This window comes from Bradyrhizobium sp. UFLA05-109, from assembly GCF_054185165.1.
On record NZ_JBBIAR010000003.1, the window covers coordinates 86048 to 105130 of the forward strand.

21 protein-coding genes and 1 pseudogene are annotated in these 19083 nt (G+C 59.0%); 3 read left to right on the plus strand and 19 right to left on the minus strand.

Annotated features, from left to right (window positions below; all coding sequences use genetic code 11):
* Positions 1-162: 162 nt before the first annotated feature.
* The 3 genes from Q3C01_RS02890 (at position 163) to Q3C01_RS02900 (ending at position 1182) form a co-directional block, all read left to right on the plus strand.
* A complete protein-coding gene (locus tag Q3C01_RS02890) occupies positions 163-348 on the plus strand; it encodes a hypothetical protein (RefSeq protein ID WP_458143640.1) in 186 nt (61 codons plus the stop codon).
* Positions 349-555: 207 nt separating this feature from the next.
* Positions 556-873, plus strand: coding sequence for a hypothetical protein (locus tag Q3C01_RS02895; RefSeq protein WP_458143641.1), 318 nt, complete (start codon positions 556-558; stop codon positions 871-873).
* A 111-nt stretch (positions 874-984) separates the two neighbouring features.
* Positions 985-1182: a hypothetical protein gene (locus tag Q3C01_RS02900; protein ID WP_458143642.1), complete on the plus strand. Its 198-nt coding sequence runs from the start codon at positions 985-987 to the stop codon at positions 1180-1182.
* A gap of 369 nt (positions 1183-1551) precedes the next feature.
* Here Q3C01_RS02900 and Q3C01_RS02905 read toward each other — a convergent pair whose 3' ends face one another.
* The 19 genes and pseudogenes from Q3C01_RS02905 to Q3C01_RS02995 form a co-directional block, all read right to left on the minus strand.
* The gene (locus Q3C01_RS02905) at positions 1552-2001 is read right to left on the minus strand and encodes a tetratricopeptide repeat protein (protein WP_458143644.1); all 450 of its coding nucleotides are present in this window, start codon (positions 1999-2001) and stop codon (positions 1552-1554) included.
* 168 nt (positions 2002-2169) lie between these two features.
* Entirely contained in the window at positions 2170-2580 is a 411-nt protein-coding gene (locus tag Q3C01_RS02910; protein WP_458143645.1) for a hypothetical protein, read from the minus strand.
* 12 nt (positions 2581-2592) lie between these two features.
* Positions 2593-4272 carry a type II and III secretion system protein family protein gene (locus Q3C01_RS02915; RefSeq protein WP_458143647.1) on the minus strand — a complete coding sequence of 560 codons (1680 nt, stop codon included), beginning with the start codon at positions 4270-4272 and terminating at the stop codon, positions 2593-2595.
* Between the two features lie 410 nt (positions 4273-4682).
* Positions 4683-5090, minus strand: coding sequence for a TadE family protein (locus Q3C01_RS02920; protein ID WP_458143648.1), 408 nt, complete (start codon positions 5088-5090; stop codon positions 4683-4685).
* Positions 5090-6472 carry a pilus assembly protein TadG-related protein gene (locus Q3C01_RS02925; protein WP_458143650.1) on the minus strand — a complete coding sequence of 461 codons (1383 nt, stop codon included), beginning with the start codon at positions 6470-6472 and terminating at the stop codon, positions 5090-5092. The genes Q3C01_RS02920 and Q3C01_RS02925 overlap by 1 nt, the downstream gene beginning before the upstream one ends.
* Before the next feature lie 9 nt (positions 6473-6481).
* Complete coding sequence (locus tag Q3C01_RS02930; RefSeq protein ID WP_458143651.1) at positions 6482-6997, minus strand: hypothetical protein; 516 nt, start codon at positions 6995-6997, stop codon at positions 6482-6484.
* A gap of 24 nt (positions 6998-7021) precedes the next feature.
* The gene (locus Q3C01_RS02935) at positions 7022-7621 is read right to left on the minus strand and encodes a methyltransferase family protein (protein ID WP_458143652.1); all 600 of its coding nucleotides are present in this window, start codon (positions 7619-7621) and stop codon (positions 7022-7024) included.
* A 48-nt stretch (positions 7622-7669) separates the two neighbouring features.
* Positions 7670-8581: a type II secretion system F family protein gene (locus tag Q3C01_RS02940; RefSeq protein WP_458143653.1), complete on the minus strand. Its 912-nt coding sequence runs from the start codon at positions 8579-8581 to the stop codon at positions 7670-7672.
* Positions 8578-9507 (minus strand): type II secretion system F family protein, encoded by a 930-nt coding sequence (locus Q3C01_RS02945; protein ID WP_458143654.1) that lies wholly within the window; start codon positions 9505-9507, stop codon positions 8578-8580. Before Q3C01_RS02945 ends, Q3C01_RS02940 begins: the two co-directional genes overlap by 4 nt.
* A complete protein-coding gene (locus Q3C01_RS02950) occupies positions 9507-10883 on the minus strand; it encodes a TadA family conjugal transfer-associated ATPase (protein WP_458143655.1) in 1377 nt (458 codons plus the stop codon). Before Q3C01_RS02950 ends, Q3C01_RS02945 begins: the two co-directional genes overlap by 1 nt.
* Positions 10880-11878, minus strand: coding sequence for a CpaE/TadZ family protein (locus tag Q3C01_RS02955; protein ID WP_458143657.1), 999 nt, complete (start codon positions 11876-11878; stop codon positions 10880-10882). The genes Q3C01_RS02950 and Q3C01_RS02955 overlap by 4 nt, the downstream gene beginning before the upstream one ends.
* A gap of 216 nt (positions 11879-12094) precedes the next feature.
* Positions 12095-13003, minus strand: coding sequence for a Flp pilus assembly protein CpaB (gene cpaB, locus Q3C01_RS02960; protein WP_458143659.1), 909 nt, complete (start codon positions 13001-13003; stop codon positions 12095-12097).
* Position 13004: 1 nt separating this feature from the next.
* Entirely contained in the window at positions 13005-13511 is a 507-nt protein-coding gene (locus Q3C01_RS02965) for an A24 family peptidase (RefSeq protein ID WP_458143823.1), read from the minus strand.
* A 66-nt stretch (positions 13512-13577) separates the two neighbouring features.
* A complete protein-coding gene (locus tag Q3C01_RS02970; RefSeq protein WP_458143661.1) occupies positions 13578-13793 on the minus strand; it encodes a Flp family type IVb pilin in 216 nt (71 codons plus the stop codon).
* Positions 13794-13927: 134 nt separating this feature from the next.
* On the minus strand, positions 13928-14137 hold the full coding sequence (locus Q3C01_RS02975) for a hypothetical protein (protein WP_458143663.1): 210 nt from the start codon (positions 14135-14137) through the stop codon (positions 13928-13930).
* Positions 14138-14726: 589 nt separating this feature from the next.
* Positions 14727-14939, minus strand: a complete 213-nt coding sequence (locus Q3C01_RS02980) for a hypothetical protein (RefSeq protein ID WP_458143665.1) — start codon at positions 14937-14939, stop codon at positions 14727-14729.
* A 160-nt stretch (positions 14940-15099) separates the two neighbouring features.
* A pseudogene (locus Q3C01_RS02985) lies at positions 15100-15957 on the minus strand (branched-chain amino acid aminotransferase); the annotation flags it as partial.
* A gap of 93 nt (positions 15958-16050) precedes the next feature.
* Entirely contained in the window at positions 16051-17343 is a 1293-nt protein-coding gene (locus Q3C01_RS02990) for an HlyD family type I secretion periplasmic adaptor subunit (protein WP_458143667.1), read from the minus strand.
* Positions 17344-17351: 8 nt separating this feature from the next.
* Positions 17352-19067: a type I secretion system permease/ATPase gene (locus Q3C01_RS02995; protein WP_458143669.1), complete on the minus strand. Its 1716-nt coding sequence runs from the start codon at positions 19065-19067 to the stop codon at positions 17352-17354.
* Positions 19068-19083 lie beyond the last annotated feature (16 nt).

Here is a 19083-nt window from a genome sequence, read left to right on the forward strand (position 1 = left end):
TCATCCCAATCTCATCGCACCGCGCTCCAGGGAGCAATAAGGATTGTGCTTGGCATAGGCCGGCTGGTGTGCCGCTCCTTCGCTCATCAGAAGGATGATGTCCACGTGCGGAGCCACCCGTAAATTTCCCAAGTGTTGGCCACTTGGCTCACTGGTTAACTGGTGCAGGTCGAGCGCCGCACCATGAAGACACCGAAGCCAAAGCAATGGACCGAGCTGGAAGTCCGGCAATTGGTCAAGCTCGCCCGGCGGGGAGTTGGCGCATCGAAAATAGCCGCCGAACTGGGGCGCCACGCCGGCTCGGTGAGGCGAATGGCGCGGACGGTGGGAATATTGTTGAAGAAGTAACCGTCGTGGACAAGCGCGAAAGGTCTGGATGGCCGCGCAACAAGTTTGGGTGATCCAACTAAGCATTCGACACCCGAACAGATCCGATCTATTGCAGCGCAATGCGCGCCGTCGGCTACGGCTAACTCTTTATATCCATGGCTTTCTCACCGCAAAGGCTCAGAGTGCCGGCATCAAGCAAAGCCAATTCTTTCTGGCGGAGGCCCCATGAGCCGCTCACCCTCTATCGTGCCGCATGCGTCAGCCAACCATGACATCTACCTCGTGCTTGAAGACTTCGGGGGCAGGCTTGGGTGTGCCTGGTGCGAGACTGCCGAAGAGGACGCCAATCGCGTTACGCTGATGCGGCACCTGGTCGAGGGCCAATACGAGCATCCCATCCGCATCGTTGCCTTCAATCCGATAGAGGGATGGTCACGTGATGTGACTGCGGACATCGCCGATGAGATTCGTCGTCGCTTCGTCGAGCTCGACGAGGTGGCGCCATCTCTGCTGGAGTTTCTCGACAGAGCGGCCGGCCACTGATTGCCACGCTCGCGAGCTTGTCAAACAACACACCTGTTTGGGGCTTCCTCAAGAACCAGGAGGCGCTATACTCACCTCATTGCAATATCATTTTTGTATATGGGGACGACGATGTTGGACGATGAATTTAACAAACAGCGCGCGAGGATATTGCGTGACCTCGCAGAGCAAGCTGATCCTTTTATCAAAAGACGTCTTCTCAAGTTGGTGGAGCGCTACGAGCCCAAGCGACCGAACGCGCCAATTGACCAACAATTTCAAGTCCGGCCTCAGCGGGACATCGAACATCACGACATCACTTCTGACTGATTATTGAGGCCCATCTCTTTTGATACCGGTCAAAAAGAACTGGCGTTCGAGAGCAAGAGGGTGGAAACTCCAGTCCACTAGCATCACGTCAGCCGTAAATTGGAAAATTGCGATTTCGCCAACGCGGGAGCAGCGTCATGCGATACGCTTTTGGGCAGATAGTCTCTCTTCAGGATCAGTTCTCGAAGGTCGCGCAGGAGAGCCGAGAGCAGGCGAAAACGATGCATGCCGGCAAGGAGAGAGAGGAGCTTCAGAGGAAGGCCAGCCAAGCCGACACGGCGGCCCACATAGACGACTGGGTCAATTCTTCCGGGCTCCGGCGCCCAACCTAGTCGGATCAAATCGTCGCCAATTGAATGAAGGCGCTTATCAAGGCTGGTTGTTCGGCGGCCTTTCGATGAACCTGCGACTGCCGTTGAGAAGCTCGAGGTTATTGGCGATAACCGGGTTACCTGGATCGAGAGAATAGGCCTTCTCGAACTTGCGTCGCGCAGCACTCAGATTGCCGCGCAGCATGTACGAATATCCTTGATCATTCAGGATTTGAACGGTTTCACCCCCAAGCTTGATCGCCTGAGCATAAGCCTGGTCGGCAAGATCGAACCGGCGGATCCGATCATAGCTCGCGGCAAGCCCAATCCAGGCCGTCACGTCCTTCGGCGATTTCTCGACAGCGTCCTTGAAATAGCGCTGGGCGAGCCCATAACTGCCGCGGTTGTAATGCTCCAGTCCCAGGCGAACCGGCTCGTCCGACGGGTAGTACTTGACGTCGGTCGGCTCCTGCACGGGATCCCCGCCCGGCGGATCGACGGGAGCCACGATTGCCGCTTCCCGCGTTGTGTAGTCACACGCCGCGAGGACCGTCCCCAAGCAGCAACAAGTCAGCAATAAGATGATGCGCCGCATAACCCTTGTCCCCCGCCCGGCCCAGCGGAAATCACCGCACCGTTCGTAACTATCATCGCCAAATTCACTTACCAGAAGCAGTTACCTACCCACTGCCGCTGCTCCCGCCCCGCCGACCGGCACCGATACCCCGGCGTTCGATCCAGGCGGCAATCCCTCTATGTTGATATTCTGGTTGGAGGGAGGCCGCTGGCCCATCGCTTCGGTCGCCGGCCCGATATCGGGAAGCTGATCGATCGGCCGTGTCGTGTTGCCATAGCGTGTCACGGCAGAGCCCACGCGCCGCGCGTCGTACGCGATCCTGCGATCGCCGACGTAACGCGGCCATGGATGGATCGTATGGGTGACAGCGTTGACCTCTTTGGCATCGCCGGCGCTCATCGTGATGGTATCGGAGCGCTGGAAGTAGCGATCCACCTCGTCATGACCGGCAACGCCGTAACATCCGCAGAGCAGGAGGGGGGCGAACAGAGCCAGATACCTGATGGTCATCTCTCGCTTCCTCTAGTTGAGGGTTTTCACGACCGGCTGGTCGACAGCAGCGGCCGGGGCCACAACGGGCGCCCTGACTTCAGGAGCGATGATGTGGCCATACGGACCCTTCACGTCGCCACCCGAATTCACATAATCATCGTAACGCTTGCGGACTTCCATCTGGCCATTAAGGAAGAAATCGACGTCGTTGGCCGGCAGGCGCGAATCGAGCGGCGACGCCAGTTTCTGACCGGGCGCCGCCGGCGCGACCAGGCGCGGCGTCACGATAATCACCAGATCCGTTTCCTGCTGCTGGTACGACTTGCTGCTGAACAAGCTGCCGATCACTGGCACCGAGCCGATCCAGGGCAGTTGCGAAACGTCCTGCCGGTTGCGCGTCTGGAGCAGGCCGGCGATCGCAAAGCTCTGGCCGTCGCGCAGCTCGACCGTAGTGCGCGCGTCGCGGCGGGTCAGCGCCGGAATAACTGTCCCCGCAATCTGGACCGCATTGGAGAAATCAAGCTCGCTGACCGACGGCTCGACCCGGAGGTTGATCACGCCACGCGAGAGAACGGTGGGCACGAAAGCCAGCTCAACGCCGAACTTCTTGAATTCGATGGTCACCGTCGGTACGAGGCCAGCGGTACCGGCCGTGGACGCTACAGGCACTGGAAATTCACCGCCGGCCAGGAAGCGAGCGGCATCGCCGGACAGCGTGGTGAGGTTTGGCTCCGCCAAGCGGCGAGCCAATCCTTTGGTTTCCAGTGCAGAAATCAACAGATCGATCGAGCCGCCGTTGGACGTCCGAACGATGCTGGTCAACAAGCTCCCGAACGGCGTGGGAGCAAGACCACCTGCGGTGCCGACCAGCGTCCCCAATGTTCCCAGTACGGGCAGGCTACCCGTCGGGGGAGAACCGACAGCGCCCCCGCCAGCACCGAGGGGACCATTGGCGTTGTTGATCCCACCAATCGGCGTTCGGCCGGCAGCGGTGACTCCGCCCAGCCCGGAATTCCCCACATTCGTTCCATTGGCATTCGCCGCATAAAGGTTGACGCCCAGGTCGCGACCGGCGTCCCGATTCACCTCAAGAAAGCGCACCTCGAGCATCACCTGCTGCGGCGCCGCGACAGTCATCGCGTTGACGACGGTGCCGCCTTTCGAAACGCTGCCGGTGGCAATCGCCATGGCCCGCTCGGCCGCAACCGCGTCGGTCGCGGTTCCACTGAGCACCACCTGCCCCTCGGAGGCCGAGACGCGAATACCCTGCATGCCGGTGCCTGACCGGATGTTCTGCTGCAGGTTGCCGGTGTCGATCACGACCTCGACGTCGAGGATCCCGATCTGCTTCATCGAGGAGTCAAATAGTATGACGTTTGTGGTGCCGGTCTGCTTGCCCTGGACGTAGATCAGGTGATCGCTCAGCGACTTGACGTCGACGATGTCAGGCGAGCCAGCTACGATCGTGGCAAAAGGCGTGTCGACCTTGAAGGTGCGCGACTTGTTGACGACCACCTTGACCCGCTGGACGTCGTTCATTTCGCTGACGAAGACGCCACCGCCGGAAGAAACGCCGCCGGAGGAGGCCCTCCGGTCTGCAGCCGTCGCGCGATCTGCCGATGCGGACAAGGCAAGTGCTGCGCCGAGCCCCATCACGCTGAATGCGAAAAGCTTCCCTACCTTGTTACCTGAAACGCGACCGCAACCCATTCGAGTTCCCCCCGCTGTGATCCACGGCTCTCCCCGCAGATCCACGCACTCGATGTTCCCCTAAAAGTTCCCCTCCGCGCACCACGTCACAGAGCGAGCTTACAATTCGTCCAATTACAAATCGTTACTTCGTATTTCCAACATCATCATCCCGCATGCTGCCTAGTTGCAAGAAGAGACGCTTACTGCATTGCGGCAAGACCAGAGAAAACTTCGCAATGTTGCCAGTGAGCACCACTCTCTCTGCCTCTCGGAACGATCCTGCGGCGGAATCGCACACGAGCTCCCGCTGCCCGCTCCACTGGGCAAGTTCCCTGTCGATTTTCGGAAGATCTATTCGGGTAAATGGGGACTCGCTCTATCCGCCTACCGAAATCCACACGCCATTCCAAGGCGGTCGCCCACTACCACTAGAACGGAATTGTGGTCGACGCGCTCGGCGCATTGAGTGCTGTGCCCCATATCGGCATCAGCATCTTGAAGCTCGGTACAGAAGCCGTAACGGTAAGTGCGGAGGCTCCCGTGGTCGTGCTCAGCGACGGCGACAGACCACCGAGCATTGGGGCAACGGCCTTTTTGGCAGCAACGGATGGCAGGGGGTCGCCGCTGCAGGTTGGTGAAGTTCTGGCCATTGAGCTGTTGACGTAGCAGTCGCTGATCATCCACGTCCGAGCACCGGCATTCGCGAGTGTCCGCAACGACTGCATGGTGATTGCGTAACGCCCGAGATCGAAGATGGTGAACATCAATATGAAAAGCGGCAGAGCGACTAGGCAGAACTCCATCGCCCCGACGCCACGCTGATCGAGCTTTCTCATCACTGCACCAACTGGACATACTGGCTTTTAGGCAGCTTCGTTTGCGACGGGCACCCTGTGGTGTCGAAGGTCGCATTGCCGTTGAACGCGACTGACTTGGCGATCAACTGGCCACAACTGCCCCCGGAAAAGCTCATCGTCGGATTGCCCTGAAACGTCACTGCTGCGTTCGGAGCGTAGATGTTTCCTTTGAAGTTGATGTTGGTGTTTCCACCGAAAGTCACATCGGTCGCGGAGGCATCGTAAATAGCCATACCTTGGAATAAGCTAGCTTGAGACCGAAGAGCCGGGGGAAGCGACGTGGTAGCAGGGGCCGTTGTCGGCCCCGAAATGTTGATCACCGCATTCCCCTGGTTGCTGATTGACGCCCCTGGCAGCAGAATGAAGGTCACTCCCGTCGTACACGTACTCGCGTTCTGGATCTGGGGAGTTCCTGTAATTTTCAAAACATTCGTGATGAAGTAAACCCCGCACAGATTTTCGGGGTTATTGCTTGTGATGTGGAGGCCATTGTTGCTCCCACCACTCGCACCATTCGTACATGGGGTGGCGGCCGTGTAAGCGACGAGCGTATTCCCTCCGCAATTTGGGAGGCCGCAAGTCGCGGGAAGCGTGGGGTTCGCTCCGCACAACGTGGTGAGGGAGCCATCGAGTGCAGAGAAAGGATTGGGGGTCGGGGTCGGCAAGTACTTCAACGCCTTGTCACAGAACGATGCAGCCCCCGTGCAGCCGCCGACAGTCGACAGCGAGCCGAGATTCATGGTCATCCCGCCGCCGGTGAAGTTGATTGCATTCGCTGCCCTGGAGTTCGAGGCCATGCCGCAATTCGGCGCATTGATGTTCGGACTGCCCTGGAAACTGATGGAGCCTGTCAAAGCCAGGACGCAGGGCGGCGCCGTCACGATTTGTACTTTGGCCACGGCCGTCGCGGGTATGTTGACGGTGGTCAACCCAAGCACTCTCGCCAGGTATGCCGGCTGTTGCTGGCTAACAGTTGCTTGAACGTAGGTTCCGGCCGCCCCCTTCCATGATGTGAGCGAAGCGACCTGGACGCTCTGCGAGATTCCTGACGGAAGGCTACCGGCGCACGTTGAGCCAGGATAGGAGGCACCGCCGGTGTTGCAGAACGAGTTCTGGGCCGCGGCCTGCTTTGCGCGATAGTCCACAGTTTGCGTAACCGTGCACGATGATGGATCCGATAAGCACAATTGCTGCGTGGCACCCGAATAGGCTGCCGCATCGGCCGCATTCTGCGCATGTTGCCTGGTGACGTACCACGATCCCGCCTCGCCCCCGAGTGCGACCACTCCTATCAGCGGCACCAGGGCGATAACGGTTGCGAAAGCGGCGGCACCACGACGAGAGTGAAGCAAGCCACGCATGAAACACTCCTATTGAAACCGTTCTGCGTAAGCCAGTGTGAACGAACAAGGATTGGCGTTACCGCTCCGACAGATCACTGATCTCAACACGATTGGCGCCACGGTGACGGTCGTCGTGTACGTATAGTGCTTGGGCGAACCAGAGTTGGATGCGGAGCAGGCAGCCATGGTATCGCTGCAAACGACCTGGAGGTTGTTGATCGGATAACCCGACACCGAAGTGGGGAGCGCTGACTTCCAGCTTGCCCAAGAGGTAACGTCCTGTGGCGGGTTGTACTGGATCCTTTGCCCGAAGGCGCGCAATGCCTCCCATGCGGATACAAACCGAAAACCAGCGGCAGCCAGATCGCCGAGCGGCATGAGCAGGCTCGACACCAGAATAACGTAAACGAACATCATCTCGAGCGCGGCGGCACCGCGCTGATCCGCGACGAAAGACTTTCGACGGCTCGCGCGCCCGACTTGACGGACCCTTACCGCGTCCGGACGCCTGGTCCGAGCACGAGCGATTTGAACGATTTCCATGACAGTTCGGTCACGCATAGCCGCTCACCAAACATAGGGGACCAGTCTCCAACGCGATGCTTCGTAACTGGAATACTCCGGGCAAGTGCGCCGAAGCAGGTCTTCTTCGTAAAGGATTCGGCAGACCTGGACGCCGATATGCAGGACCAGCACGATCACCGTGAGCGGCGTCAGATATTGCAGCACCACGCCCACGATCACGATCTCTTCCGCCAAGTAGAGCGGATGCTTGATCCAGCGATATGGACCGGTTTGCACCACCGAACGCGCCTGCGGCACCAGGCTGAACGACCGCCCCAGATGTCGGATGGTGACAAGCATCATGATCATGCCGATCAGCACAAAAGCGGTGGACACGAGGTTCGGCAACGCCTGGTCGCTCTTGCCCAGGAAGGTGATCGTCCATGGCAAATAGCTGCCGACGAACGCAGCTACTCTCGGCAGCAGGCCGTCTGCATGCGCCTTTGCCGGCGACCTCGTCATGATCAACACCGCCAGGAGCATGTAGAAGATGGCAAGACAAAAACTCGACAGAAGCGAGGGCCAGGGATCGGTAAATGACCCAATTCTGATGGCGATGCAAAGGGCCAGCAACATGAACCACGCGCTGCCGAGCAGCTGCATCGTCCATTCATAAGACCGGCTTTTCGACAGCGTAACCGTGGTCATGGCCTACTTCACCCCGATGCTGGAGAACGTACGAACGAGGTGCAGAAACGGACTTCCACCCAAAATGACGAACATGGCTGGAAGCAAGAACAACACCATCGGAATAGTCAGCTTGGCGCCCAACTTGTGCGCCCTCTCCTCCAGGTTGGTAATACGTTCCCGCCGGAGGTCGATGGCGATACTGCGCAGAGCCTGGCTCAATGGCGTTCCGTATTGCAGGCTTTGGCTTACCATGGTGCCGAACCGGCGAAGTCCGTCTGACGTCGATCCCAATTTCTCGAACGCCTCGCTCCGATTTGGCAATATCCGCAGATCATCAAGAAGGCCGTACAAAACCCCGGACATGGCGGGATTAGTCTGGGCCATCTCTTCCGCAACTCGTTCCAGCGCGCTCTCCAGGCCCATTCCCGCCTCGCTGCAGACAACCAGCAAGTCGATCATGTCCGGCGTGCCAAGCCGAATCGCCGCATTGAAACGCCGTCTCAGCACCAACAGGATCAACCGCGGCCCCATGATCCCGATCACGACGCCAATGAGACCGAAGATCATCACATCCGTCAGTGGCTTCCCGAGAAGTTGCGCAACAACCAAGGCAATGACCGGAAGCAAGAACATACTGACGGTTTTGACACCGATCCAGATCGACAAGGTTCGATGAGGATTCAGGCCCGACGATTGAACAATGGTTCGGAGCTGGTCCAGATTTTCCGCAGAATAAAAGCGCCGATACCGCGTGCCGAGCGACGAAAGCCAGCCGGTCATGTCCTGGAAGGACGTTGACCGACCAGGAAGGCCCAACACGGCGTTCGACACCCGCATGTCCAACGCACGAATGTGTAGTTCGTGAATGATCAACACGAGGGTCGCAGTTGCAAGTGCGATGGCGAGGGCTACCAAACCGAGACCCAAGGTCATAGTTCTGTTTCCCTTCTGACCATCCAACGTATCACAAGGGATCCGACAATCACCGAAGCTGCTGCGTAAGCCAGGAGCCTGTTTCCCGTCGGATCATAGATCAGCAGATCGACCGTTACCGGATTGATCGCGTATAGCAGCCCACCCACAATTATGGGCGACAATGAAAGAGCTCGTGAGGAAAAGATCACCTCTCCAGCCAAGGCCTTCGCGCGAGCGGCGAGCGCAACACGCTGCCTCACGGTGTCTCCCAGCGTCTGCAAGGTTTCGGTCAAACTGCCACCAGACTTCAGCTGGACTGCAAGTGTAACGGCAAAGATCCCATACTCCGTCACTTGCGTTCGCCGATAGACAGCTTCTACAGCCTCCTCTGGAGGTCTCCCCAGACTCACTTCGCTGCATACGATGGCAAACTGCCCGGCTGTTGGTTGTGGCATCTCGCGAGCAATGGTGCGAAATGCTTCAGTCACGGGCAGCCCGGATCGCACCGTACTCGTCACCAGCTGGATCGCGTCGGGCAGCTGTCGAAAAAGCTGACTGGCGAGACGATGTCGCTGCCATCCAAACAGACCTCGCACCACCATGAACGCGACAATTGCAGCCACCGGATACACGTAGAGGCCCGACAATTTCAGCACGCCATTGGCGTAAAGGATCGCGACTGCTGCGATCACACCGGCAAACACCACATAAGCGGGATGCCAAGCGTAGGCTATCCCAGGCTTGTAATTGAGCATGCGGAAGAGAAACTGCCAGCGCGACCCGGCCTCTGACCGGCGAATGGAGGGCAGGTTCGCCAACTCTGAAACTGGCAGAGCTATTGCCAGCTGACGATCGATGCGTCGCTGTCGTGCGTCGAGCCACAACGTCACGGCCGCTGCGCAGATCAGAAGCGCCAGATCACCGGTGGTCAAAAACTCGAGCATTATAGCTGCCTCATAGCCTCAGCCCAGGCTCGATCGAGCCCATAATAGGAAAGACGGCTCTTGAACTTTGGGACTGCGTTGGTGGACCTGTAGGTGCCGGATATCCGCCCGTGAACATCCTCGTGCTCGTATTCGAACGCCGCGATGTCATTGGTGGTGATCACGTCGCCTTCCAGCCCGATCACCTCGCTAATCTGAATAATGCGACGCTGTCCGTCCCGCATGCGTTCGACTTGCACGATGAGATCCAACGCCGCAACGATCTGAGATCTGATCGCCCGCAGCGGCAGATTTGGCTGTCCCATCTGCACCATGTTCTCGATACGGGTCATGGCGTCCCGGGCGCTGTTGGCATGCACCGTGGAGATCGAACCATCATGACCGGTGTTCATCGCCTGCAGCATGTCGAATGCCTCAGCGCCGCGCACCTCGCCTACGACGATCCGGTCAGGACGCATTCGCAGTGCATTCCACACCAGATCGCGTTGTGTCACCTGCCCCGTGCCTTCCAGGCTCGGAGGCCGGGTCTCCAGACTGATCACGTGCGGCTGCTGAAGCTGCAACTCCGCCGCATCCTCGATGGTGACCACGCGCTCACTGTGATCGATGAACTGGCTCATGGCGTTGAGCAGCGTCGTCTTGCCGGAACCGGTGCCGCCGGAGACCAGAACGTTGAGCCGGGATCGGGCGGCAATCTCCAGCAATTGTCCGACGGCTGCGGTCATTGAGCCGTTTGCGATCATGCCGGCCGTATCCAGACGGCGGCTCGGAAATTTTCGGATCGAAATGCAAGGGCTATGGATCGCCAGCGGCGGGAAGATGATGTTGACCCGGCTGCCGTCCGGCAATCGGCAATCCACCATCGGGCTGGATTCATCGATCCGGCGTCCGACTTGCGCAGCAATTTTCTGCGCAACCGATGCGATGTGATCATTGTCGCGGAATCGTACCGCGATCCGTTCCAGCTTGCCGTTTCGCTCCACATAAATGTTATTCGGCCCGTTGACCATGATGTCGTTGATCGACTGATCGAGCAGAAGCGGACGTAGAGGACCGTATCCGGTCATGTCGTCCGCAATCTCGTCCGCCAGCTGAAACTGCTCGCGGCCTGACAGTTCGAGCCGTTCCTCGTTGGCGATTCCGTGGATGATTTCCTCAATCTGCCGCCGCAGAACATCGCGCGAAACCGTTGCGGCGACCGATGGTTCAATCTGCTCGATGACTCGTTCGCGCAGCGAAGCTGGCATCACCGGCCGCTGCATCGCGGGCTCGTCGCGTCGCGGCGTGGGTGGGGGCAAGCTTGGCGCGGACAAGCTTGGCGTCAATGCAGGCAAACGAGCCGGCGTGTCGTCTTCGCGCCTACCAAACTTCTTCATAGCCCGAGCAGCCTCCGCAGCCGTCCCTTCCGCTCGGCGCCGACGCCCGTGATCTCGCGTACGATCGGAGCGAGGTGACGCCGCAATCCTGATACGTGCTTCAGAGCCGGAATTCCGAGATTGACCGCCTGGGTCATCCCCTTCCCGAGATCGGGAATCACCATGTCTGGTTCGGCGCCGAGTGCCTTGACGATCGTGGCCTTCGGAAGGCCGCCGGCACGATCGGCACGGTTGAGCAAGGTAAACACGCGATCCTTGCCGGCGATATTGGTGACGGCGGTGCGCAGCGCATGGGCGTTGCGAAGTCCCGTCACTTCCGCTTCCAGCAACACCATCACGTGGCGAGAAAGAGTGATGACCGGATAAATGGATGGCGGAAATGGCACCGGGACATCGACGACGATGTAATTGAATCGTTGACGGAGCAGGCCCAGCACGTGTCTCACACCCGCTTCCGTGATATCGAGCTGCGCATCGAGCTCCTCGTCGGCGGAGACCAGGCAAACGCGCTCGTTGACGTCAATTGCCGCGCGCTCGAGGAATAACGTGTCTGCCCGCATCGGGTTTTCCAGAGCGATGCGCAGTCCCGGTCCAGGCTGAACCCCCAACATCACGGCCGTTTCACCGCCTTGCAGATGAAGGTCGAGCAGCGCGACCTTGGCTTTGGTGGTTTCAGCCAGTTGGAGTGCGAGGTTGATCGCAATACTCGTAGCGCCGGCTCCGCCCTGCGCACCACAGATCGAGATCACATGCCCGCCACGATCGGTCGGACCGGGCGCCACGTCGCCAAGCAGCTTCGGGCGCAGCTGGTCCAGCACCATATCGCGCGTCAGCGGCCTCGGCAGATACTCCGTCAAGCCCATTTCCATGAGCTCGCGGTAGAAGGTGATCTCCCTGCTCTCGCCGATCAGAGCGACTCGAACATCGGGCGGGCAGACGCCGGCCAATCTTTCCAGCTCGGTAAATGGATCATCGATCCCGCTGATGTCTGTCACCAAAGCGGCTAGATCGGTGTCGCTTTCGAGCATCCGTATTGCATTGCGGATCGTGCCACGCCGGATCGATAAGTTGCTACCCTCGAGGCCTTTGCGCAGAGTCGCCGCACTAAGCTCGTCGTTTACGAAACAGACGATGCGGTCACGCGTTACAACAGACGCGGGTACTTCAGGCGGACTTACTGCTGCTGTGCTAACAATCACCACTGCCTCCCATTACCAACGTGACGTTACGGCCGAAGCGACCGGTGCCGATGGGGCAACTCTCGGCGACACATCGCCGCCCAACAGCGTGCGCGTGCTCCCCGCGTCGTCTCTCCTGACCGAGTATTTCGTGCCGTAGTTTCGTGCATAGACCATCACCGTCGCGGCCGTGTCCTCAGCATCCTGTCGATCGATCGCCGACCGTACGGCCAGGGAGAGCTTTCCGAGCACTGCTGCGACCGTGACCTTCTTGACCTGCTCCGGCGCAAGCTGCAGCGATACAGTGTGCGCGACCTTACCGGCTGCGGAGTTGCTGGCCGATCCGCCCTGGACGATCTCCTGGTCAATCGCGACGATTCGAACGTTGTGAACGACGGTTTCGCTCAGCGTGCCATGCTGGTAGTCGGGATTTATCTTCTCGCCCGCCGTCGTCGACTCCTGGGTCAACACGACATCCACATAGTCACCTGGCCAGATCAGGCCCGAGACACCAGACGCGGCGTCAACGTTGATGCTGATGGCGCGGCTGTCAGGCACCAGTACGCTGGCGAGAAAACCCCGTTCTCGCGGGCGCAATATGTCTTTGGACGTGACGGGGCTGCCAGTGTCGAGGAAGTTGCGAACCAGGGATCCGCGAAGTCCGATCTTGGCGTCGGGCGTATCGCGGATCGCCTCTGCCGGGACACTACCCGGCGGCGACGAGCGCACCTCGAAATCTTCATCTCGCGCCAATGTCCCTCTCGGTAGCGGGTGTGCCGCGACAAAGTACCCGACGGTGGGAGGCGGCGCCGGAGTATTCTCCGTGACCTGCGCTATCGGGACCTGCGCTTTCGGCAGGTACATGCTGTAGGCGATAAGCCCAAGCGCGACGGCCGCGAGCGAAAACACCATGATGATCGAGAGACGCAAAGCGGATGACATGTCACAATCCTTTGCTGAAAATGGTCCAAATGCCACCGCACGCGATCGCAACCCCGTAAGGTAACGGTGCGTGTCGCAAATGGCGCCAACGCTCGACCGCGTAGACGCGTCGCACGATCGACGAGCCGGCGGGCGCCAGCCTTGGGTATGGAAGCAGGCGCATCACCAGATGCACCAGGGCAAGAACGCCGCCGGCCAGCGCGGTGACGGTCAGCAACTGGATGATGCCTGTCAGCGGAAGACCAATCGCCAAGGCAACCAGCAACTTGACGTCGCCGCCGCCGATCATTCCCCGCTGGTAAATCATGAACAGCAGCAGGAACAGGATCGTCGCTGATATCAGGGATTCGACGAGTTGCATCGGGCTCGCCAGTTGACCTGCAATCCCGATGAGCGCCAGCGCCAGACAGATCTCATTTCGGATCAATCGTGTCGCGACATCGATCGTTGCGACATATAGCAACAACAGGATCTCGATAAACGAGGTTGTGGCAACGATCCAACTCATCAAATACACGCCTTAAACAATGTAGTGACAGATCGCCCCGTGCCTCCATGGGCCCGGACGGCTGTATTAACTTCCGACGGCAGCGGCGATGGCGCCGCTGATCGCGTTAATCCCGCTAATCAGCGCGTTCGTGACATTTCCACCAGCACTTGTGCCGAAAGCAGCACTCACTGCGCCGACGATGCACGCCGCAACCATCACGTATTCGAAAGACACCACGCCGTCCTTGTCCGTGCGCAGACGCTTCAACGCGTCGGTGGACTTAACGTGATAACCCAACATGGGAGGAATCCTTTTGGTCCGAATGCAGAACTTTCAGAAACGAGGCTGTGGGAGCAATCCAGTTCACGAACGCATGCTTCAAAAAAAGTTGGGGGGCAGATTCCGATGCCCCCCTCCGGGGCAAGATGTCTGTATTACACGGCCGCAGTGAAAGCGCCGGTGATAGCGGTGATCCCGCCAGTCAGCGCATTCGCGATGGCACCACCGGCGCCAGTACCGAACGCAGCAGTCACTGCGCCGATGATGCAAGCCGCGACAATGATGTACTCGAACGACACCACGCCGTCCTGGTCCGTGCGCAGACGCTTGAACGCTTCCGTGGTCTTGACGTAATAACGAAGCATAGGAAAATCCCTTCTTTGAAGATGAATTTGCACATCGACGGCAGAGAAAAGCCGGTGCCGACGGATTGATCTATAGCGTGGCGAATATCTCGTCGGCTGTGATTTCCAGGAGTAGCCCGAAATTGCCACGTTTTCCTGACGCAGTTCTTTGCGATGCTTGCTGCCTGAGGGATCGCGTTCGCCGCACTTCGCTTAACGTGCGTAAGGCCTTCACGGAACGGCGAAAACTTCACTGCGGGGAAGTCACCGAGCATGACGAATGAAGATTGCAAATCTCCTTGAACACGCGCATCGGCAGCCGTTAACCACAGGCCGAGAGCGATCCTTTCACCCGTAGACATACGGGGTTCTGCATGGAGTTGAGCAGCTGAAAGCGGCAACGACAGTTAGACGCCGACCTGTTGCAATGGTGAAGGATCTTGAGGTGCGGGTCGGAGCATCCTTGCAGAACGCCCCTTCCCTGCCGCGCGCAGAAAGATCACGCGAACGCACATGAATGCGCCCGTCACGTCATGCGCCTATGTCACCACCATGTTTGCTAGTCGGCGGCGCCGTGCTGGCGCCCCGTAGGGCGATGCGAGAGAGTAGCCTAGTACACGCACTGACGGACGTAGTAGCCGTTCACCCGTATCCACTGGCACGGGCTCGGCGGAGGCTCCTTGATGATGGTGAAGCCGTGATAGTCGATGTTGGTTGGCGCGGTCAGGCCACGCCAGAACACCGCATTCGCGTCGGATGAGCTCAGGGTCATCGCTGCTGAGAAACAGGCCAGGGCGGCACAGAGCAGAAAGAGTGTTCGCATCGTCATTTTCCGGTTTTGAATCGCTTGCCGTAGCACGCGCATCTTGATTGGTCCCAGCGAGGCTCGCAAGCCCGATCGACCATCAAAAAGGTCGGCGGATAGCAGAACTTCCGCGCCGGTTCGGCGGCGACTGGGCTCGTTCTCCCGGCGCAACCGCCTCTCAGGCCGCAAGCTTCGCCGAGTGCGCGAAATCCCAATACAGCTCTCGCGCACGCGCAAAAAAGCGCCCGGGCTTGAGCTGCCGGTCGTCGATCCGGATCACTGGCGCGACCTTGGCGAAATTGCCGGTCGAAAAGATCTCGTCCGCAGTGACGAAATCGGCATATCGTAGCGTTGCCTCTATCACCGTGATGCCATCACCGCGCAACAGCTCGATCACGCGCTGCCGCGTGATTCCGTTCAGGAACGTACCATTCGGTGTCGGCGTATAGACAACGCCCGCTTTCGCCATGAACACGTTGGAATTGCCGAACTCCGCGACATTACCGAGCATGTCCAGCATCAGGCAATTCTGAAAGCCGCGCGAGGCGGCCTCCCTGAGCGCACGAGAACTATTCGGGTAAAGACAGGAGGCCTTGACATCGGCGGGCGCACATTCGGCGGTCGGTCTGCGGAACGGGGACAGCGTAATCGCACTGCCGACAGGCGCCGGGATCGGCGATTCGTAGATGCAAAGGCACCAGTCCGTCGTTTCCGGATCGAACAGCACGCCGCCGCCGATGCCGTTCTGCGGCCAGTACATCGGGCGAATGTAGAGTTCGGCATTGGCCGGAAAACGGGCTATACCTTCACGCGCCAGTTCGAGCCACGTGCCGAGATCGACGACGGGCTTGAGCCCGAAGTTGACCGCAGATTGATTGACGCGAGCGCAATGACGATCGAGGTCGGGCATGACGCCTTCGAAGGCGCGCCCGCCATCGAATACCGTCGAGGCGAGCCAGAGCCCATGGGTGCGCGGCCCCATGATCGGCACGTTGCCCTCGTGCCACTCGCCTCGGAAGAATGTCCATGTCCTCGAATGGCTGACGGACCGGCGTTAACCCCATGACCGGCGTCCTGCCACACGGCGTCCACAGGCGAAGCCTCTGCGCGTTCATGGCGCTTGCTCCGATCACTTCTCCCGCATGACGCCTCGCAGACGGTCTTTGAGCGGGCGGACCAAGTAATCAAGAACCGTTCGCTCGCCGGTGGGGAAAATCACATCCGCGGGCATTCCAGCTGACAATCGATCCTTTACGAACGAGGGTATGTCATCCACGACAACCTGAGCAAGGAAGTACGGTTGCTTGGTCTGTTCGTCGATGAGGCGATCGCGGGAGATACTCTCGACCTGCCCCACAATGATCGGAAGGATACGGGTTTGAAATGATGTGAACCTGACCTCTGCGGGCATACCAGACTGGAGATTTTCCGTATCCTGTGGTTGCACGTGCGCCTGCACAATGAGCGCGTCGTGCTCGGGGACCACGTCAACCATGGGCTCACCCGGTTTGACGACGCCGCCAGAGGTAAAGACCCGCAGATTTTGTGCAACGCCCGTGCTGGGAGACACGATGTCCACGCGAGACAGGACGTCCTGCGCGACTCTGACTTTCTCACGAAGATCATTGATCTTCTGTCGCGTTTCGAGCATCGAGCTAGCAACATCCTCCTGGAACTTTTGGCGAAGTTGCCGGATCTGCAGACGCGCTTCTTCGATGCCGTTGCGGGCCTTTGATTCATCCGCAGTTGAGCGCCCAAGCAAGCCTTCCAAGCGACTCCTTTCGCGCTCGAGCGCCATCAATCGACTTTTCTGGGTTAGCTGATTCTCAAACAAGTGACGGACGTCAACCAATTCTTCATTTACATACTTGAGCTGATTGGCCGTTCCGCTTCGCTCCTGCCTTAGGCCCTCGATCTCCGATCGATATTGATCGATCCTGGCGTCAAGTATTTGGACCTGACCCTTGAGAGAGCCGCACCTCTCGCGAGATTGAGCCACTTGGTCGGCAATTGCCCGCTTGACGTTTGGATCGTCGGCGCGATCAAGCAGCTCCTGGGGAAATGCTATTTCGTCCTGGCCATCCCGTTCGGCGATCAAACGCGCTTCCTGGGCGATCGCTGAATCCAGCTGGTTGCGCTGCAGCTCATATCCAGCCTTTGCCTGCGTAAGGTCCAGTTGGAATAAGACCTGCCCGGCTTGGACGTGTTGTCCCTCGCGAATGCGGATTTCGCGAACGATACCACCCTCCAGATGCTGGACGGTCTTGCGGTTGGTTTGCGCGGACACAACTCCGGTGGCCGTGATCGCACTGTCCAGCCGAGCAAAGGCAGACCATCCACCTAGAACGAGAAAAGTGCCGACGATGACGACGTAGCCGGCTATGGCTGGGACTCTCCAGTCCGGAACGAGGTTCTTCTGCATCGTCGCACCTATCGGACGGCTGTTGCAGCACCGGCGACCGCCGCGATTTTCGGACCGCCCATCAATCGAGAAAGCACCTCAACGCGACCGCCGAACGCCGACACCCGTCCGGCTGCAAGCACGAGCACTTTGTCCACCGCAGCAAGCATCGCGGTCTTGTGCGATATAACGACAACGGTCGAGCGCGATCGCTTCAGCGCCTCGATCGCCTCCATCAACGCAGCTTCGCCTTCCGAGTCCAGACTCGCATTTGGTTCATCGAGTATCACGATCGGTGGCTTTCCATAGAGCGCGCGAGCCAAGCCTATACGCTGTCGCTGCCCACCCGACAGGACAAGTCCGCCTTCGCCTACCTGGGTATTGTAACCATCGGGCAAGCCTTGCACCAACTCGTGAACTCCAGCCATTTCGGCCGCAGCAAACAGCTTCTCCTCGTCATGCTCGCCGAACCGGGAAATGTTTTCTGCAAGCGTACCGGAAAACAACTCAATGTCTTGCGGAAGATATCCAATATAGGGGCCAAGCTGATCGCGATTCCAATGAGCCAACTCAGATCCGTCAATTCTGACTTTCCCAACGGCGGGTCGCCACACCCCAACCAACGCTCGTGCCAAGCTGGACTTACCTGCTGCGCTCGGACCTATAATTCCCAAGATCTCACCAGGCTGCAGGGCGAAGGAGAGTTCCCGGATAACGGGCTCCTTTCCGCCGGGGGGGATGACGAGAATATTCTCGACTGAGATCAGGCCTTGGGGCGGACGAAGCGCGATTTTTTCGCCTTCCTCGGGGAGCATTTTCACGAGATTGCTTATCCGCTCGTATGCAGAGCGAGCTGCCAGGAATGTCTTCCATTGTCCGACGGCTATTTCGACCGGGGCAAGTGCGCGCCCCATGATGATCGAGGCTGCAACCATTGCGCCTGCCGAAGTCTCCTGGTTGACCGTCAGATACGCACCAACTCCGAGTATCGCAATCTGAAGAAACGCACGAACGAACTTGCTGAATGCCACAAGAAAACCGGCCCGATCACTGGCGCCCGCCTGCAATTGCAGGCCTTCACTATGTCGATCAGACCAACGGTCCCGCAAGCCCTTGAGCATGCCCATGGCATAGAGCACGTCTGCATTCCGGAACGTAGCTGCTGCGTACGAATGGGCCTGGACCGAATTGCGAGAGGCGTCCTTCAATTGATTACGCGTCAATAGCTCGTTGGCCAACGCTAACGCAAAAATGAGCAATGCCCCCACGCCGGCCACATAACCGAACCAGGGATGCATAATGAAACATCCAGCGACAAATACAGGAACCCAGGGCGCGTCGCAGAACGCGATGAGGCCTGTGCCAGTCAGGAACTCGCGAATAGTATCGAGGTCTCGTAAAGCCTGCGCCTGGTTTGCGCCCGGCTGAACAATCGTGCCGCGCAGGACCGTATCAAACAACGGGCGCTTTGCCTTGTCGGCGAACAGAAGCCCAAGCCTGACAAGGACGGACGATCGGATTTTCTCCAGAGCCGCATACACGATCAGGAGAAAGCCCGCGATCATGGTCAGCGCAACCAGCGTGCCGATGTTTCGACTGCCCAGAACTCGATCGTACACCTGGAGCATGTAGAGGGGGCCCACAAACGCCAGCAGATTTATGAAGAAGCTAAAAACAATGGCCGTTGCGAAGCCAGGGCGAATAGCCTTGGACGCGTCGGCCAAAAAAGATGGACGTTTCGACATGGGGGGCAACTCATAA

Bases quoted from the DNA above. Each gene is read 5' to 3' on its own strand.
- Q3C01_RS02895 (WP_458143641.1), top strand. From the start codon at position 556: ATGAGCCGCTCACCCTCTATCGTGCCGCATGCGTCAGCCAACCATGAC.
- Q3C01_RS02900 (WP_458143642.1), top strand. From the start codon at position 985: ATGTTGGACGATGAATTTAACAAACAGCGCGCGAGGATATTGCGTGAC.
- Q3C01_RS02910 (WP_458143645.1), bottom strand. From the start codon at position 2,580: ATGACCATCAGGTATCTGGCTCTGTTCGCCCCCCTCCTGCTCTGCGGA.
- Q3C01_RS02915 (WP_458143647.1), bottom strand. From the start codon at position 4,272: ATGGGTTGCGGTCGCGTTTCAGGTAACAAGGTAGGGAAGCTTTTCGCA.
- Q3C01_RS02920 (WP_458143648.1), bottom strand. From the start codon at position 5,090: ATGAGAAAGCTCGATCAGCGTGGCGTCGGGGCGATGGAGTTCTGCCTA.
- Q3C01_RS02925 (WP_458143650.1), bottom strand. From the start codon at position 6,472: ATGCGTGGCTTGCTTCACTCTCGTCGTGGTGCCGCCGCTTTCGCAACC.
- Q3C01_RS02930 (WP_458143651.1), bottom strand. From the start codon at position 6,997: ATGGAAATCGTTCAAATCGCTCGTGCTCGGACCAGGCGTCCGGACGCG.
- Q3C01_RS02935 (WP_458143652.1), bottom strand. From the start codon at position 7,621: ATGCAGCTGCTCGGCAGCGCGTGGTTCATGTTGCTGGCCCTTTGCATC.
- Q3C01_RS02940 (WP_458143653.1), bottom strand. From the start codon at position 8,581: ATGACCTTGGGTCTCGGTTTGGTAGCCCTCGCCATCGCACTTGCAACT.
- Q3C01_RS02945 (WP_458143654.1), bottom strand. From the start codon at position 9,507: ATGCTCGAGTTTTTGACCACCGGTGATCTGGCGCTTCTGATCTGCGCA.
- Q3C01_RS02950 (WP_458143655.1), bottom strand. From the start codon at position 10,883: ATGAAGAAGTTTGGTAGGCGCGAAGACGACACGCCGGCTCGTTTGCCT.
- cpaB (WP_458143659.1), bottom strand. From the start codon at position 13,003: ATGTCATCCGCTTTGCGTCTCTCGATCATCATGGTGTTTTCGCTCGCG.
- Q3C01_RS02965 (WP_458143823.1), bottom strand. From the start codon at position 13,511: ATGAGTTGGATCGTTGCCACAACCTCGTTTATCGAGATCCTGTTGTTG.
- Q3C01_RS02970 (WP_458143661.1), bottom strand. From the start codon at position 13,793: ATGTTGGGTTATCACGTTAAGTCCACCGACGCGTTGAAGCGTCTGCGC.
- Q3C01_RS02975 (WP_458143663.1), bottom strand. From the start codon at position 14,137: ATGCTTCGTTATTACGTCAAGACCACGGAAGCGTTCAAGCGTCTGCGC.
- Q3C01_RS02980 (WP_458143665.1), bottom strand. From the start codon at position 14,939: ATGCGAACACTCTTTCTGCTCTGTGCCGCCCTGGCCTGTTTCTCAGCA.
- Q3C01_RS02990 (WP_458143667.1), bottom strand. From the start codon at position 17,343: ATGCAGAAGAACCTCGTTCCGGACTGGAGAGTCCCAGCCATAGCCGGC.
- Q3C01_RS02995 (WP_458143669.1), bottom strand. From the start codon at position 19,067: ATGTCGAAACGTCCATCTTTTTTGGCCGACGCGTCCAAGGCTATTCGC.